Raw genomic sequence first — 15,222 nt, forward strand, 5'->3', positions numbered from 1 at the left:
GGGGCCGGGGGGCGCGGACGGTGCCGGGGATGCCTGCCTGCCCCCCCCCCCGCAATGCGAGCCGACCTGACGGTAGTGCCGGCCGCGGGCCGGCACCCCGATCCGCCTTTGTCCGAGGCTGCTGCCGGCCAGCGGCCGGCACTCCCTCAGAACTTGCCTTCCTGGAAATCGACGAAGGCCTGCATCAGTTCCTGCCGCGTGTTCATCACGAACGGCCCGTGGCGCATCACCGGTTCGCGCAGCGGACGGCCGGCCACCAGGATCAACCGCGCACCTTCGCTGCCGGCCGAGATGTGCAACTGCTCGCCACCGCCCAGCACCGCCAGTTCCTGGCGTGCAACGTCGCGCGCGGCGTCCTGCTCACCCACGGTCATCGCACCTTCGAACACGTAGGCGAACGCGTTGTGCCCCTCCGGCAGCGCATAGGTCCAGGCCCGGTCGGGCGCCAGCGTGATGTCGAGGTAGAGCGGATCGGTGGCCGGCTGCACGATCGGGCCATCGGTGCCGTCCACGCTGCCGGCAATCACCTTCACCTCCACGCCCGGCTCCGGGTGCACCACGGGAATGCGCTCGGGCGCGAATTCCTGGTACTTCGGCTCGGTCATCTTCTCCTTCGCCGGCAGGTTCACCCACAGCTGGAACCCGCGCATCTGCCCGCTTTCCTGCTCGGGCATCTCCGAATGCACCAGGCCACGGCCAGCGGTCATCCACTGCACGCTGCCCGGGGTCAGCAGGCCTTCGTTGCCGTGGTTGTCGCGATGCCGCATGCGTCCGTCGAGCATGTAGGTGACGGTCTCGAAACCACGGTGCGGGTGTTCCGGGAAGCCGGCGATGTAGTCTTCGGCACGGTCGGTACCGAACTCATCAAGCAGCAGGAACGGATCCAGGTCGGGCAGCGTCGGGCCGCCGATGACGCGGGTCAGGCGCACACCGGCACCGTCGGAGGTGGGCATGCCACGGATGGTACGCAGCACGCGGACCGGTTCGGGAAGGCTCATGGCGACTCCTGTTGGATGGATGCCAGTGAAGATGGACGCCACATGGCCGTACGCCAATGGATGGCACCGCAACCGATTGTTCCATCCCTGATGTTCGCTGCACGTCAGCGCCCCCTGCGTACGACCAAAGTACTAACGCTGATTCGTCCTGTGCCAATTGACCCTGTCGTGGGCAAGCAGGACTCTTTGTCTGTCTTTCCGGGAGAGAGCACCTCATGAAAGGGTTTTCCAAACTGGGCTGGGCGGTACTCGCTCTGCTCGGCGCGTTCTGTCTGGGCACCGTGGCGCTGCGCCGCGGCGAACACATCAATGCCCTGTGGATCGTCGTCGCGGCGGTGTCGCTGTACCTCGTCGCCTATCGCTTCTACAGCCTGTTCATCGCCAACAAGGTGATGCAGCTGGATCCGACCCGGGCCACCCCGGCGGTGATCAACAACGATGGCCTGGACTACGTGCCGACCAACAAGCACGTGCTGTTCGGCCACCACTTCGCCGCCATTGCCGGCGCCGGCCCGCTGGTCGGCCCGGTGCTGGCCGCGCAGATGGGCTACCTGCCCGGCCTGCTGTGGCTGGTGGTGGGCGTGGTATTGGCCGGTGCGGTGCAGGACTTCATGGTCCTGTTCCTGTCCAGCCGCCGCAATGGTCGCTCGCTGGGCGATCTCGTGCGCGAGGAGATGGGCCAGGTGCCCGGCACCATCGCGCTGTTCGGTGCGTTCCTGATCATGATCATCATCCTGGCGGTGCTGGCGATGGTGGTGGTCAAGGCACTGGCCGAAAGCCCGTGGGGCATGTTCACGGTGATCGCGACGATGCCCATCGCGATCCTGATGGGCGTGTACATGCGCTACATCCGCCCCGGCAAGATCGGCGAGATCTCCGTGGTTGGCCTGATCCTGCTGCTCGCCGCGATCTGGTACGGCGGCAAGGTCGCCGCCGATCCGGTCTGGGGCCCGGCCTTCACCTTCACCGGCACCCAGATCACCTGGATGCTGATCGGCTACGGCTTCGTCGCCTCGGTGCTGCCGGTGTGGCTGCTGCTGGCCCCGCGTGATTACCTGTCGACCTTCCTCAAGATCGGCACCATCATCGCGCTGGCCATCGGCATCCTGGTGGTGATGCCGGAACTGAAGATGCCGGCACTGACCCAGTTCGCCGCCAGCGGCGACGGCCCGGTGTGGAAGGGCGGCATGTTCCCGTTCCTGTTCATCACCATCGCCTGTGGCGCGGTCTCCGGTTTCCATGCACTGATTTCCTCCGGCACCACGCCGAAGCTGCTGGCCAATGAAGCGCACATGCGTTACATCGGCTACGGCGGCATGCTGATGGAATCGTTCGTGGCGGTGATGGCGCTGGTGGCGGCCTCGATCATCGATCCGGGCATCTACTTCGCGATGAACAGCCCGGCGGCGGTGATCGGTGCCGATGCGGCCTCGGCCGCGCACTACATCACCAACACCTGGGGCTTCACCATCACGCCCGAGCAGCTGACCGCGACCGCGGCGGCCATTGGTGAACCGACCATCCTGCATCGCGCAGGTGGCGCACCGACACTGGCGGTGGGCATCGCGCAGATCCTGCACGAAGCGATTCCCAGTGGCAGCGACGCGATGATGGCGTTCTGGTACCACTTCGCGATCCTGTTCGAAGCGCTGTTCATCCTCACCGCGGTGGACGCCGGTACCCGTGCGGGCCGCTTCATGCTGCAGGACCTGCTGGGCAACTTCGTGCCGGCCCTGAAGAAGACCGAATCGTGGACCGCCAACATCATCGGCACCGCGGGTTGCGTGGCGCTGTGGGGCTACCTGCTGTACACCGGCGTGGTGGATCCGTTCGGCGGCATCCAGACGCTGTGGCCGCTGTTCGGCATCTCCAACCAGATGCTGGCCGGTATCGCGCTGATGCTGGGCACGGTGGTGCTGTTCAAGATGAAGCGTGACCGCTATGCATGGGTGACTGCGGTACCGGCGGTGTGGCTGCTGATCTGCACCACCTACGCCGGCTTCATCAAGATCTTCGACAGCAATCCGGCACAGGGCTTCCTGGCACAGGCACACAAGTTCCAGGCCGCGCTCGCCAGCGATACCATCACTGCACCGGCCAAGTCGGTGGCGCAGATGAAGCAGATCGTGGTCAACGCCTACGTCAACACCGGCCTGACCGCGCTGTTCCTGCTGGTGGTGGGCGCGGTGCTGGTGTATTCGATCAAGACCATCCTGGCGGCCCGCCGCAATCCGCAGCGCACTGACCGCGAGACCCCGTACGTGGCGCTGAAGCCGCATGAAATGGTGGATCTGTGATGAGTACCCAACTGGTTCCCGCCGGCCAGTACCAGGCGCACCGCCGCATCTGGCGGCGCCTGGTGCAGACCGCACGACTGTGCTGTGGCATTCCTGATTACGACAACTACGTCCGGCACATGCTGGAAAAACATCCGGACCAGGAGCCGATGGACTACAAGACGTTCTTCCGCGAGCGCCAGGAAGCGCGTTATGGCGGACGCAACGGTGGCCGCTGCTGTTGAGGGTTCGGTTCAACAGCGCTCGAGTGACGTTGAGTAGATCCACGCCATGCGTGGATGAAACCTGGCAGATATCGAGTTGAATCCGGGGTCAGATCCGTTTCCTCCGGGAAACGGATCTGACCCCTTCCTTGTTCATGGATACCCATGAAATGCATCCACGCATGGCGTGGATCTACGGAAGCATGACGCCAGGGCGGTCCGAACTCAGCCGGTGGCCATCCACTTCAGGATCAGACCGGTGACGTAGGCCAGGCCCGTGCCGGTGGCATAGCCCACCGTACCCAGCAGCACGCCCACCGGCGCCAGCGTCGGATGGAACGCCGCCGCCACCACAGGGGCCGAAGCGGCTGCGCCGATGTTGCCCTGCGAACCAATGGCGAAGAAGAACAGCGGCGCGCGCAGCAGCTTGGCCACCACCCACAGCACCAGCACGTGCGTGGCCATCCAGATCGCGCCGAGCAGGAACAGCCACGGCCGATCCAGCAGCGACAGCAGGTTCATCTGCATGCCGATGCAGGCGATCAGGAAGTACAGGAACACCGTGCCCAGCCGCGAAGCGCCAGCCGCTTCCAGCCGGCGCGCACGGGTGAAGCTCAGGCCCAGGCCCATCGCCGTGGACAGCAGGATCACCCAGACGAACTGGCTGTCGAGGCTGAACTGGCTGGCCCAGCTGACATTGGCCTTGAACCAGCCCGCCAGCGGCGCGGCGATGGCATGGGCCAGGCCGACGCCGCCCAGTGCCACGCCAACGATCACCATCAGGTCGGTCATGCTGGGAATGCGCGCGTTCTGCGCCTCGTAGGCACTGATGCGCGCCTTCATCTCGTCGATGGCACGGGTGTCGGCACCATTGCGGGTGTCGATCTGCTGTGCGCGGTTGGCCAGGAACAGCAGGATCGCCATCCACAGGCTGGCACAGGCCACGTCAACCACCGCGAACTGGCCGAAGGTGGTGGCATCGGTGCCGAACACCTCGCGCATGGCAACCATGTTGGCGCCGCCACCGATCCAGCTGCCGGCCAGAGCGGCCATGCCGGCCCAGGTATCACCGGCCACCGTTTCCGGATGGATCAGCTTCATCAGCTGGAACGAGACGATGGCGCCGAGCATGATGCCGGCGGTACCGGCACAGAACACGATCAGAAGTTTCGGGCCGAGCTTGATGACGCCTTTCAGGTCGATCGACAGGGTCAGCAGGACCAGCGCGGCCGGCAGCAGCACGTCACGCGCGACCGGGTTGTACAGCGAGGTGTTGTGGCCATCGATGACACCGGCGGTGTTGTAGACGGCGGGGATGAAATAGCACAGCAGCAGGGCCGGCACCCAGGCGAAGATCTTCTTCAGCAGCGGGGTTGGACCACTGGCGGCCCAGAAGATCAGGGCCAGGGTGGCGGCAATCAGGCCCAGTCCAACGATGTCGTTGCTGATCAGGGCAGTAGCGGGTTCGGTCGGCATGGGATCCTCTGTCGATCGAAAGAGCGGAGAAAAAAAAGCGCCGCATAAGGCGGCGCAGATCGAGATTAACATTGTCTTCACGCCCGGTCATGCTGCAGTGCCGACACCCCCCATCCCGTCAGGGAGCCCACTCATGCAGCTTGGTGCCTTTTCGGTCAGCCTCTCGGTGAAGGATCTCGCGGCCTCCCGTGCCTTCTACGAAGCCCTGGGCTTCTCGGTCACCGGCGGCGATCCGGCACAGAACTGGCTGGTGATGCGCAGCAACGGCACGGTGATCGGGCTGTTCCAGGGCATGTTCGAGGGCAACCTGCTGACCTTCAACCCCGGCTGGGACCAGCACAAGCAGGAACTGCCCCACTTCCAGGATGTGCGTGAGCTGCAGGCAGAGCTGGATACCAGGGGCATCGAACTGGCGGTCCGCACCGATCCTGATGGCCAGGGTACGGGCTATCTGCAGTTGGCCGATCCCGACGGCAACGTGATCCTGATCGACCAGCACGTGGCGCGACCGAACGGGCGTTGAAGCGGACAGCCATTGCCTGGGTGGGCGTCGACCTTGGTCGACGAACGGCATGCCAACCAAGGTTGGCATCTACCAGAGCACGCCCAGCCACCGCCAGGGCATGCCAACCAGGGCTGGCACCTACCAGAACACGGACAGCCACCGCCGGGGTAGGCGTCGACCTTGGTCGACGAACGGCATGCCAACCAAGGTTGGCATTTACACGAACGGCTGGATCAGCGCGGTCGCGAGGCACTGAAATCGAGCGTGACACGCGTGCCACGCGGCTCGCAGGGCTGCAGCTGCAGGGTCCATCCGAGGTGCTCGCACAGCCGCGCGATCAGATCCAGTCCGATGCCGCCGCCACGATCGGCGCGTTCGCCACGGGCCATCCGCGCATGGATCGCCGCGATCTCTTCCGGGCTCATGCCATGTCCCGGGTCCTGCAGGGTCAGCACCGCCGATGAACTCAGGCGCAATTCGATGTGGCCACGGCCACTGTTCTCGATGGCGTTGCGCAGCAGGTTGCCGATCGCTGCCTGCACCACCGCCAGCGGCGCGACGATGTCCACCGGTGCGGCCTGGATGCCGATGCTCAGGTCCTTGTCGCCCAGCAGGTGGCGATGGTCGTCGACGATCTCCGGCAGCAGCTGGTCCAGCGCGATGCGCTCGGCACGCGCCGCCAGTCGCGCCGGATCACGCGCCAGCACCAGCAGCAGTTCGATCAACTGCTCCACACTCTGTGCGGTGCGCAGTACCCGCTGCATCTGCTGGCGCGCGCGCTCGGGCAGGCCCGGTTGCTCCAGCGCCAGTTCGGCGGCACCGGTCATCACCGCGATCGGCGTGCGCAATTCGTGGCTGGCGGTGCTGATGAAGACCCGCTCGCGTTCGACGAACTGCTCGTTGCGGTCCAGGTAATCGTTCAGCGCATTGGCAATGGTGTGCAGCTCTGAGCTGCCGCGCGGGTCAACCTCGATGCGCTGCCCCTGCACGCCCGGCCTGAGCGCGGCGATGTGTTGTGCCAGCAGGCTCAGCGGACGCACCATCCGCTCCATGCCGAACGAAGCCATCAGCACGGTAACGAAGATCATGATCACCCCGGCCAGCATCACCCAGCGCGTGGCGAACTGTTCCAGGTCATGGAAGTCGGAGATGTCCAGTACCAGCGCGACCCGTCCCATCGACTGGGTTTCACGCACCATCACCGCCGTCTCGCGGCCCTTGACCATTACGCCGTCGTGCAGCCCTGGATGCAGGGTACGCAGGCTATCGGGAAGGTTGACCGCGTCGAAGCGGTACAGGCTCAGCGTGTCCGAATCCTGCCAGCGATAGTGCGGTTCGTGCTCGACATGCTCGACGATGCTGTCGAGCTCGGAGTTGAGCAGCGCGCGCCAGGCAGCATGCTCGGCGTGCTCGTGCACGTAGTTGCCGACGCTGAACACCGCGATCGACAGCAGCGCCAGATAGCCCAGCAACCACCACACCACGCGCCTGTACAACGGCCCCGGCTTACGCGCCCTCATCAGCATTCCTGCCGGCGTCGGCCCCCACCACTACCGCCAACCGGTAACCCACGCGCGGCAGGGTGTGGATCAGCTTCTCGGCGAACGGACCGTCAACGCTGCGACGCAACTCGTAGACATGCGAACGCAGCAGGTCGCCATCCGGCGGCTCGTCACCCCACAGGGCGAACTCCAGCTGCTGTCGCGTCACCGCACCCGGGCTGGCCCGCATCAGCACTTCCAGCAGTTTGCGGCAGGCCGGGTACAGGTGCAGCACCAGGCCCTCACGCTGGGCCTCCAGCGTCGCCAGGTCCAGCACCAGATCGCCCACCTGCAGGCGCTTGCGCGGGTTGCGGCCCTGCGCACGCAGCAGCAGCGCTTCCAGCCGCACCTCCAGCTCGGGCAGGGCAAACGGCTTGGTCAGGTAGTCGTCGGCACCGGCGCGGAAACCGGCGATCTTGTCCGGCAGTTCATCGCGCGCGGTCAGCATGATCACCGGCACCTCCGACGCGTGCTCGGCACGCAGCCGGCGCAGCACTTCCGGTCCCTCCATGCGCGGCAGCATCCAGTCCAGGATCACCGCATCGTAGGGGTGGCTGCCGGCCAGGTGCAGGCCGGTGATGCCATCCGGGGCCACGTCCAGCACATGCCCGCGCGACTCGAAATAGTCGAACAGGTTGGCCACCAGCTGGCGGTTGTCCTCGATCACCAACAGACGCATGCACGAAACATCCACGGAAGTTCGTACCATGGTAGCGCCGCCCATGTCGGAATGCGGTCGTCCCGCCCCCTTCTGACGCTTTTCCCACCCCCGCCACCTCAGAATGGCCGTTTTGCTCCCGGAGCCTGCCGTGCCCGTAGCCCTGCCCCGCCGTTGGCGCCTGCCCCTGTTGTGGCTGCTGATCATTGCTGCATTGGCAGCGGGCATCGGCCTTCGGCAGCCGCAGCCACCGGACGAGCCGCGCTTCGTGCTGGCCGCACGGACCATGGTCGAGAGCGGGCAATGGCTGCTGCCGCATCGTGGCAGCGAGCTGTATGCCGAGAAACCTCCGGTGTTCATGTGGCTGCAGGCTGCCGCCTACGAGGTGGTCGGCAGCTGGCAATGGTCGTTCCTGCTGCCGTCATTGCTGGGCGCCCTGCTGAGTCTGTGGCTGGTGTCGGATCTGGCACGGCGGCTGTGGTCGCCGCGGCATTCCATCTATGCCCTCGCGGCGCTGTTCTGCACCCTGCAGTTCGGGCTGATGGCCAAGCGTGCGCAGATCGACATGGTGCTGGTGGGGATGACCACCGTCGCCCTGTGGGGCTTGATGCGGCACCTGTGCGAACGTCGCAACCTGCCCGCGCTGTGGCTGGCCGGTTTCGCCGCCGGTGTTGGCACGGTGACCAAGGGCGTGGGTTTCCTGCCGCTGCTGCTGGTGCTGCCCTGGTTCGGCTGGTGGCTGTACCAGCGCCGTCGCGGGCACCGTGTGGAGGGTCCGCACCCGGCAACGCTGCTGTGGTTGATCCCGGCGTTCCTGCTGGGCGTGGGCGTGTGGCTGGCGCCGCTGGGCTGGGCCCTGCTGCATACGCCCAGCGCCGAACTGCAGGCCTACGCGCACGAGCTGTTGTTCAAGCAGACCGGCACCCGCTACGCCAATGCCTGGCACCACCGGCAGCCGGCCTGGTACTACCTGCAGGTGATCCTGACCCTGTGGCTGCCGGGCAGCCTGCTGCTGCCGATGCTGTTCAAGCCCTGGTGGCGCCGCATCCGTCGTGGCGATCGCCGCCAGTGGCTGCTGCTGGGCTGGGCCGTACTGGTACTGGTGTTCTTCAGTGCCAGCCCGGGCAAGCGCGAGGTGTACCTGCTGCCGATGCTGCCGGCGATGGCACTGGCCGTGGCGCCGCTGCTGCCCGGCCTGCTGCGCCGCGTGTGCGTGCGCCGCTACCTGTTCGGCTACAGCGTGGTGCTGATGCTGGCCACCGGCGTACTCGGCGTGATGCTGATGACCGAGCACCCATGGGCGTTGGCGCAACTGCAACGCCGCGCCATGCCCGAGACGTTGCTGCCGGTGCTGGGCGATGGCCTGCTGACCTTCGCCATTGCCCTGGCCACGCTGATCGTGTGGCTGCGGGTACGCCGTGCCGCGACGCTGGTACTGCTGACCCACGGCATGCTGTGGATGCTCTACGGCCTGGTGCTGATGCCTGCCCTGGACCCCTTCGCTTCGGCGTCGGCACTCATGCGCCGGGTGGGCGCGCGAATCGGACCCGACGCCGAACTGGCGCTGGTGGCCTGGCGCGAGCAGAACCTGTTGCAGGCCGACCGGCCGGTGCGCGAGTTCGGCTTCAAGCGGCCCTGGGCCGAGCAGTGGCACGACGCCGGCCCGTGGCTGGCCGAGGCACCGGACAAGCGCTGGCTGCTGGTGCTGGACGATGCGATGAGCCCGTGCGTGGACCCGGGCAAGGTGATCGATATCGGTATTGCCAACAGGAATCGCTGGCAACTGCTTCCCGGTACCGCGTGGGACGCGGAATGCCACGCCGAACGGGCCGGCGCGACCGCTGAAGAAGACTGAACGCTGACATGTGCCGGGCAAGCATTAACCCGGCACGAACGAGCGTCCGACCCTTCTCCGACATCCAGGTGACGAGCATGGCCGCGGATTCCCGACCCGCCCTTTCCCAGCATGCCCGTCCGTCCCCTTGATTCGGTAGCGCCGCTTGCGACATCGCCACTGGCGTCAAAATTCGCCGTAACTCACCTCTGGCTGCCTGTCGCAATCGGTCTGCCCGTGTTTACGCTGCTGATGGATTTCGGCGGCGACCAATGGGTTGCCGATCACCTGTTCCGCCTTGAGGGTGGCCATTGGGCGCTGCAGGACGCCTGGGTCACCCGCACGGTGGTACACAAGGCCGGCAAGTGGCTGAGCACGGCTGCTGCGCTCGTGGCGATCCTGCTGTGCTTCCACCACTGGCGAAAGGGTCGCGATCGCACCCTGCGGTGGGCGCTGCTTTATGTCGTGATTGCCATGGCCCTGGGCACGGGTGTGATCTCCCTGCTGAAGTCGCTGGTGCCGATGGAATGCCCCTGGGACCTGCTGCGCTACGGTGGCCACCAGCCGTTCATCGGGCTTTTCACGGCACGCCCCGCAGGCATGACCGCACAGGCCTGCTTCCCGGCCGGCCACGCCAGCGCGGGCTATGCATGGTTGTCCCTGTACTTTTTCGCCTTGCTGTGGCGCCCTTCATGGCGCTGGGCCGGGTTGTGGATCGGCCTTGGCACCGGCCTGGTATTCGGCGTGAGCCAGCAACTGCGGGGCGCGCATTTCCTTTCGCATGACGTTGCTACTGCGTTGATCTGCTGGCTGCTTTCGCTGGGCCTGTATCTGATCGTCAAACGCGTCCTGGCCCGCCGTCAGCTGGACCGTCCCCACTGCCAGGAGGCAAACGCATGAGTGCATCGGTCCAACGCCCCGCCCGCCTTCCCGCGTTGGCGAACCTTCGCCGCTGGCGGCCGCAGCTGTCCACCGAAGCACTGATCGCACTGACCAGCCTGTTCTTCGCAGTGGCCGGCAACGGCCTGTTCTGGCACAGCGCGATGGCCAGCCATCCGGGCAGCCTGCGCTACGCGCTGTCGCTGCTGCTGTTGCTGCTCGGTGCGCACGGCGTGCTGCTGGGTATCCTGGTCTGGCGCTGGAACGCCAAGGTGGTGATCAGCCTGTTGCTGCTGGTGACCGCATTCGCTGCGCATTACATGAGCCGTTACCACATCTACCTGGATGCGGACATGCTGCGCAACGTGCTGGCGACCGATCCCAAGGAAAGCCGCGAGCTGATGACCGTGTCGCTGCTGTGGCCGGTGCTGTTGCTGGCAGTGCTGCCGATGGCGGTGCTGTGGCGCGTGCAGCTGCGCCGCCGCAGCTGGGGCCGCAGCCTGCTCTGGCGCGTCGGCTTTCTGGTCGTGGCGGCAGTGACCGCGGTGGGCGGCGCATTGATCTCGTTCCAGGATGTCTCGGCACTGATGCGCAACCAGCGCGAAGTGCGTTACCTCGCCACCCCGGCCAATGTGCTGCTGGGCATGCCGCGTGCACTGCGTGGCGACAACCCGGTGCAGCGCGCACCGAAGTTGCCGATCGGTACCGATGCCAAGGCCACCCCGCGTGCCCCTGCCAGCAAACCGCGCCTGCTGGTGATCGTCATGGGCGAGACCGTGCGCGCGCAGAACTGGGGCCTCAACGGTGGCCGCAACACCACCCCGGAACTGGCCCAGGCCAGTGTGGTCAATTTCCCGGACATGCATTCGTGCGGTACCAGCACCGAGGTTTCACTGCCGTGCCTGTTCTCTCCATGGGGCAGGCACGACTACGACGAGAAGAAGATCCGCGCGCACCAGTCGCTGCTGCACGTATTGAACCGTGCCGGTATTACGCCGCTGTGGCGTGACAACCAGTCCGGCTGCAAGGGCGTGTGCGAAGGCCTGGACTTCCAGTCATTGTCCGATGCGACCACCCCGGGCCTGTGCGCTGACGGCCGCTGCATGGACGAAATCCTGCTGCAGGACCTGGCCACCCAGGTACGTGCAAAGCCGGGCGACCGCGTTGTGGTGCTGCATCAGCTGGGCAACCACGGCCCGGCCTACTTCGAGCGCTATCCGCCCGCGTTCCGCCGCTTCACCCCCACCTGCGATACTCGCGACATCGGCCGCTGCTCGCGCGAAGAGATCACCAACAGTTACGACAACGCCGTGCTGTACACCGATCACTTCCTGACCAAGACCATCGGCACGCTGCAGGGCATGCAGGACTACGACACGGCGATGATCTACCTGTCCGACCACGGCGAGTCGCTGGGCGAGAAGGGCCTGTTCCTGCATGGCGTGCCCTACGCCATCGCGCCGGCCGAGCAGACCCGGGTACCGATGACGATGTGGTTCTCGCAGGGCTTCGCCAGCAGCCGCGGGCTGGACCTGCAGTGCGTGCGCAAGCGTTCGGCGGCCTACACCGACCATGACAACCTGTTCCCGTCGGTGCTGGGCCTGATGCAGGTGAAGACCTCGCTGTACGAGCGCGACCGCGACGTGTTCGCCAACTGCGAGGGTTGAGGGTTGTTCGGCAGGGCTTGCAGCCCTGCACCCGCGGTAGTGCCGGCCGCTGGCCGGCAGCCTCGACAGCAACAGCAACAGCAACAGCAGAAGCTGGCTATCCGTGGGTTGGCGGGGTGGGTCCGGTTGCGGGGGACGCCGTAAATACATGCCTGTAGGCTCGGTCGCGCCATCCATGGCGCTCACGCCCCCGCAACCGGACCCACCGAGCAGTGGCACGACGCCGGCCCGTGGCTGGCCGAGGCACCGGACAAGCGCTGGCTGCTGGTGCTGGACGATGCGATGAGCCCGTGCGTGGACCCGGGCAAGGTGATCGATATCGGTATTGCCAACAGGAATCGCTGGCAACTGCTTCCCGGTACCGCGTGGGACGCGGAATGCCACGCCGAACGGGCCGGCGCGACCGCTGAAGAAGACTGAACGCTGACATGTGCCGGGCAAGCATTAACCCGGCACGAACGAGCGTCCGACCCTTCTCCGACATCCAGGTGACGAGCATGGCCGCGGATTCCCGACCCGCCCTTTCCCAGCATGCCCGTCCGTCCCCTTGATTCGGTAGCGCCGCTTGCGACATCGCCACTGGCGTCAAAATTCGCCGTAACTCACCTCTGGCTGCCTGTCGCAATCGGTCTGCCCGTGTTTACGCTGCTGATGGATTTCGGCGGCGACCAATGGGTTGCCGATCACCTGTTCCGCCTTGAGGGTGGCCATTGGGCGCTGCAGGACGCCTGGGTCACCCGCACGGTGGTACACAAGGCCGGCAAGTGGCTGAGCACGGCTGCTGCGCTCGTGGCGATCCTGCTGTGCTTCCACCACTGGCGAAAGGGTCGCGATCGCACCCTGCGGTGGGCGCTGCTTTATGTCGTGATTGCCATGGCCCTGGGCACGGGTGTGATCTCCCTGCTGAAGTCGCTGGTGCCGATGGAATGCCCCTGGGACCTGCTGCGCTACGGTGGCCACCAGCCGTTCATCGGGCTTTTCACGGCACGCCCCGCAGGCATGACCGCACAGGCCTGCTTCCCGGCCGGCCACGCCAGCGCGGGCTATGCATGGTTGTCCCTGTACTTTTTCGCCTTGCTGTGGCGCCCTTCATGGCGCTGGGCCGGGTTGTGGATCGGCCTTGGCACCGGCCTGGTATTCGGCGTGAGCCAGCAACTGCGGGGCGCGCATTTCCTTTCGCATGACGTTGCTACTGCGTTGATCTGCTGGCTGCTTTCGCTGGGCCTGTATCTGATCGTCAAACGCGTCCTGGCCCGCCGTCAGCTGGACCGTCCCCACTGCCAGGAGGCAAACGCATGAGTGCATCGGTCCAACGCCCCGCCCGCCTTCCCGCGTTGGCGAACCTTCGCCGCTGGCGGCCGCAGCTGTCCACCGAAGCACTGATCGCACTGACCAGCCTGTTCTTCGCAGTGGCCGGCAACGGCCTGTTCTGGCACAGCGCGATGGCCAGCCATCCGGGCAGCCTGCGCTACGCGCTGTCGCTGCTGCTGTTGCTGCTCGGTGCGCACGGCGTGCTGCTGGGTATCCTGGTCTGGCGCTGGAACGCCAAGGTGGTGATCAGCCTGTTGCTGCTGGTGACCGCATTCGCTGCGCATTACATGAGCCGTTACCACATCTACCTGGATGCGGACATGCTGCGCAACGTGCTGGCGACCGATCCCAAGGAAAGCCGCGAGCTGATGACCGTGTCGCTGCTGTGGCCGGTGCTGTTGCTGGCAGTGCTGCCGATGGCGGTGCTGTGGCGCGTGCAGCTGCGCCGCCGCAGCTGGGGCCGCAGCCTGCTCTGGCGCGTCGGCTTTCTGGTCGTGGCGGCAGTGACCGCGGTGGGCGGCGCATTGATCTCGTTCCAGGATGTCTCGGCACTGATGCGCAACCAGCGCGAAGTGCGTTACCTCGCCACCCCGGCCAATGTGCTGCTGGGCATGCCGCGTGCACTGCGTGGCGACAACCCGGTGCAGCGCGCACCGAAGTTGCCGATCGGTACCGATGCCAAGGCCACCCCGCGTGCCCCTGCCAGCAAACCGCGCCTGCTGGTGATCGTCATGGGCGAGACCGTGCGCGCGCAGAACTGGGGCCTCAACGGTGGCCGCAACACCACCCCGGAACTGGCCCAGGCCAGTGTGGTCAATTTCCCGGACATGCATTCGTGCGGTACCAGCACCGAGGTTTCACTGCCGTGCCTGTTCTCTCCATGGGGCAGGCACGACTACGACGAGAAGAAGATCCGCGCGCACCAGTCGCTGCTGCACGTATTGAACCGTGCCGGTATTACGCCGCTGTGGCGTGACAACCAGTCCGGCTGCAAGGGCGTGTGCGAAGGCCTGGACTTCCAGTCATTGTCCGATGCGACCACCCCGGGCCTGTGCGCTGACGGCCGCTGCATGGACGAAATCCTGCTGCAGGACCTGGCCACCCAGGTACGTGCAAAGCCGGGCGACCGCGTTGTGGTGCTGCATCAGCTGGGCAACCACGGCCCGGCCTACTTCGAGCGCTATCCGCCCGCGTTCCGCCGCTTCACCCCCACCTGCGATACTCGCGACATCGGCCGCTGCTCGCGCGAAGAGATCACCAACAGTTACGACAACGCCGTGCTGTACACCGATCACTTCCTGACCAAGACCATCGGCACGCTGCAGGGCATGCAGGACTACGACACGGCGATGATCTACCTGTCCGACCACGGCGAGTCGCTGGGCGAGAAGGGCCTGTTCCTGCATGGCGTGCCCTACGCCATCGCGCCGGCCGAGCAGACCCGGGTACCGATGACGATGTGGTTCTCGCAGGGCTTCGCCAGCAGCCGCGGGCTGGACCTGCAGTGCGTGCGCAAGCGTTCGGCGGCCTACACCGACCATGACAACCTGTTCCCGTCGGTGCTGGGCCTGATGCAGGTGAAGACCTCGCTGTACGAGCGCGACCGCGACGTGTTCGCCAACTGCGAGGGTTGAGGGTTGTTCGGCAGGGCTTGCAGCCCTGCACCCGCGGTAGTGCCGGCCGCTGGCCGGCAGCCTCGACAGCAACAGCAACAGCAACAGCAGAAGCTGGCTATCCGTGGGTTGGCGGGGTGGGTCCGGTTGCGGGGGACGCCGTAAATACATGCCTGTAGGCTCGGTCGCGCCATCCATGGCGCTCACGCCCCCGCAACCGGACCCACCCCGCCTTCGACA

12 protein-coding genes and 1 pseudogene are annotated in these 15,222 nt (G+C 66.0%); 9 read left to right on the forward strand and 4 right to left on the reverse strand.

Translation table 11 applies throughout. The features are described 5' to 3' along the window. Window positions 1-146: 146 nt before the first annotated feature. The gene (locus V3B25_RS18340; RefSeq protein ID WP_049421250.1) at window positions 147-998 is read right to left on the reverse strand and encodes a pirin family protein; all 852 of its coding nucleotides are present in this window, start codon (window positions 996-998) and stop codon (window positions 147-149) included. Window positions 999-1,213: 215 nt separating this feature from the next. On the opposite strand from V3B25_RS18340, the gene V3B25_RS18345 reads away from it, so the two are divergent. Both V3B25_RS18345 and V3B25_RS18350 read left to right on the forward strand, forming a co-directional pair. Beyond that, window positions 1,214-3,295, forward strand: coding sequence for a carbon starvation CstA family protein (locus V3B25_RS18345; RefSeq protein WP_049401342.1), 2,082 nt, complete (start codon window positions 1,214-1,216; stop codon window positions 3,293-3,295). Then, window positions 3,295-3,519, forward strand: a complete 225-nt coding sequence (locus V3B25_RS18350) for a CstA-like transporter-associated (seleno)protein (RefSeq protein WP_005410613.1) — start codon at window positions 3,295-3,297, stop codon at window positions 3,517-3,519. Before V3B25_RS18345 ends, V3B25_RS18350 begins: the two co-directional genes overlap by 1 nt. A 204-nt stretch (window positions 3,520-3,723) precedes the next feature. Here the strand turns inward: V3B25_RS18350 and V3B25_RS18355 are convergent, their stop codons facing one another. Next, on the reverse strand, window positions 3,724-4,974 hold the full coding sequence (locus tag V3B25_RS18355; protein WP_049421249.1) for a DUF819 family protein: 1,251 nt from the start codon (window positions 4,972-4,974) through the stop codon (window positions 3,724-3,726). Window positions 4,975-5,107: 133 nt separating this feature from the next. Between V3B25_RS18355 and V3B25_RS18360 the strand changes: the two genes are divergently transcribed. Then, window positions 5,108-5,497 (forward strand): VOC family protein, encoded by a 390-nt coding sequence (locus V3B25_RS18360; protein WP_049401346.1) that lies wholly within the window; start codon window positions 5,108-5,110, stop codon window positions 5,495-5,497. 215 nt (window positions 5,498-5,712) lie between these two features. On the opposite strand, the gene V3B25_RS18365 is transcribed toward V3B25_RS18360, so the two are convergent. Together V3B25_RS18365 and V3B25_RS18370 are read right to left on the reverse strand one after the other, a co-directional pair. Continuing rightward, window positions 5,713-6,999 (reverse strand): HAMP domain-containing sensor histidine kinase, encoded by a 1,287-nt coding sequence (locus V3B25_RS18365; RefSeq protein WP_032129860.1) that lies wholly within the window; start codon window positions 6,997-6,999, stop codon window positions 5,713-5,715. After that, the gene (locus tag V3B25_RS18370) at window positions 6,986-7,699 is read right to left on the reverse strand and encodes a response regulator transcription factor (protein WP_329811209.1); all 714 of its coding nucleotides are present in this window, start codon (window positions 7,697-7,699) and stop codon (window positions 6,986-6,988) included. Before V3B25_RS18370 ends, V3B25_RS18365 begins: the two co-directional genes overlap by 14 nt. Before the next feature lie 130 nt (window positions 7,700-7,829). On the opposite strand from V3B25_RS18370, the gene V3B25_RS18375 reads away from it, so the two are divergent. The 6 genes and pseudogenes from V3B25_RS18375 (at window position 7,830) to V3B25_RS18400 (ending at window position 15,003) form a co-directional block, all read left to right on the forward strand. Further along, complete coding sequence (locus tag V3B25_RS18375; protein WP_049401349.1) at window positions 7,830-9,533, forward strand: glycosyltransferase family 39 protein; 1,704 nt, start codon at window positions 7,830-7,832, stop codon at window positions 9,531-9,533. Window positions 9,534-9,644: 111 nt separating this feature from the next. Then, a complete protein-coding gene (locus tag V3B25_RS18380) occupies window positions 9,645-10,412 on the forward strand; it encodes a phosphatase PAP2 family protein (RefSeq protein ID WP_329811212.1) in 768 nt (255 codons plus the stop codon). Further along, a complete protein-coding gene (locus V3B25_RS18385) occupies window positions 10,409-12,058 on the forward strand; it encodes a phosphoethanolamine--lipid A transferase (RefSeq protein ID WP_317218253.1) in 1,650 nt (549 codons plus the stop codon). The genes V3B25_RS18380 and V3B25_RS18385 overlap by 4 nt, the downstream gene beginning before the upstream one ends. A gap of 207 nt (window positions 12,059-12,265) precedes the next feature. After that, window positions 12,266-12,478, forward strand: a pseudogene (locus V3B25_RS18390) (hypothetical protein); the annotation flags it as partial. A gap of 111 nt (window positions 12,479-12,589) precedes the next feature. Further along, window positions 12,590-13,357: a phosphatase PAP2 family protein gene (locus V3B25_RS18395; protein WP_329811212.1), complete on the forward strand. Its 768-nt coding sequence runs from the start codon at window positions 12,590-12,592 to the stop codon at window positions 13,355-13,357. Continuing rightward, window positions 13,354-15,003, forward strand: coding sequence for a phosphoethanolamine--lipid A transferase (locus V3B25_RS18400; RefSeq protein WP_317218253.1), 1,650 nt, complete (start codon window positions 13,354-13,356; stop codon window positions 15,001-15,003). Before V3B25_RS18395 ends, V3B25_RS18400 begins: the two co-directional genes overlap by 4 nt. Window positions 15,004-15,222 lie beyond the last annotated feature (219 nt).

It is taken from the genome of Stenotrophomonas sp. SMYL8 (genome assembly GCF_036320065.1).
GTDB lineage: Bacteria > Pseudomonadota > Gammaproteobacteria > Xanthomonadales > Xanthomonadaceae > Stenotrophomonas > Stenotrophomonas maltophilia_A.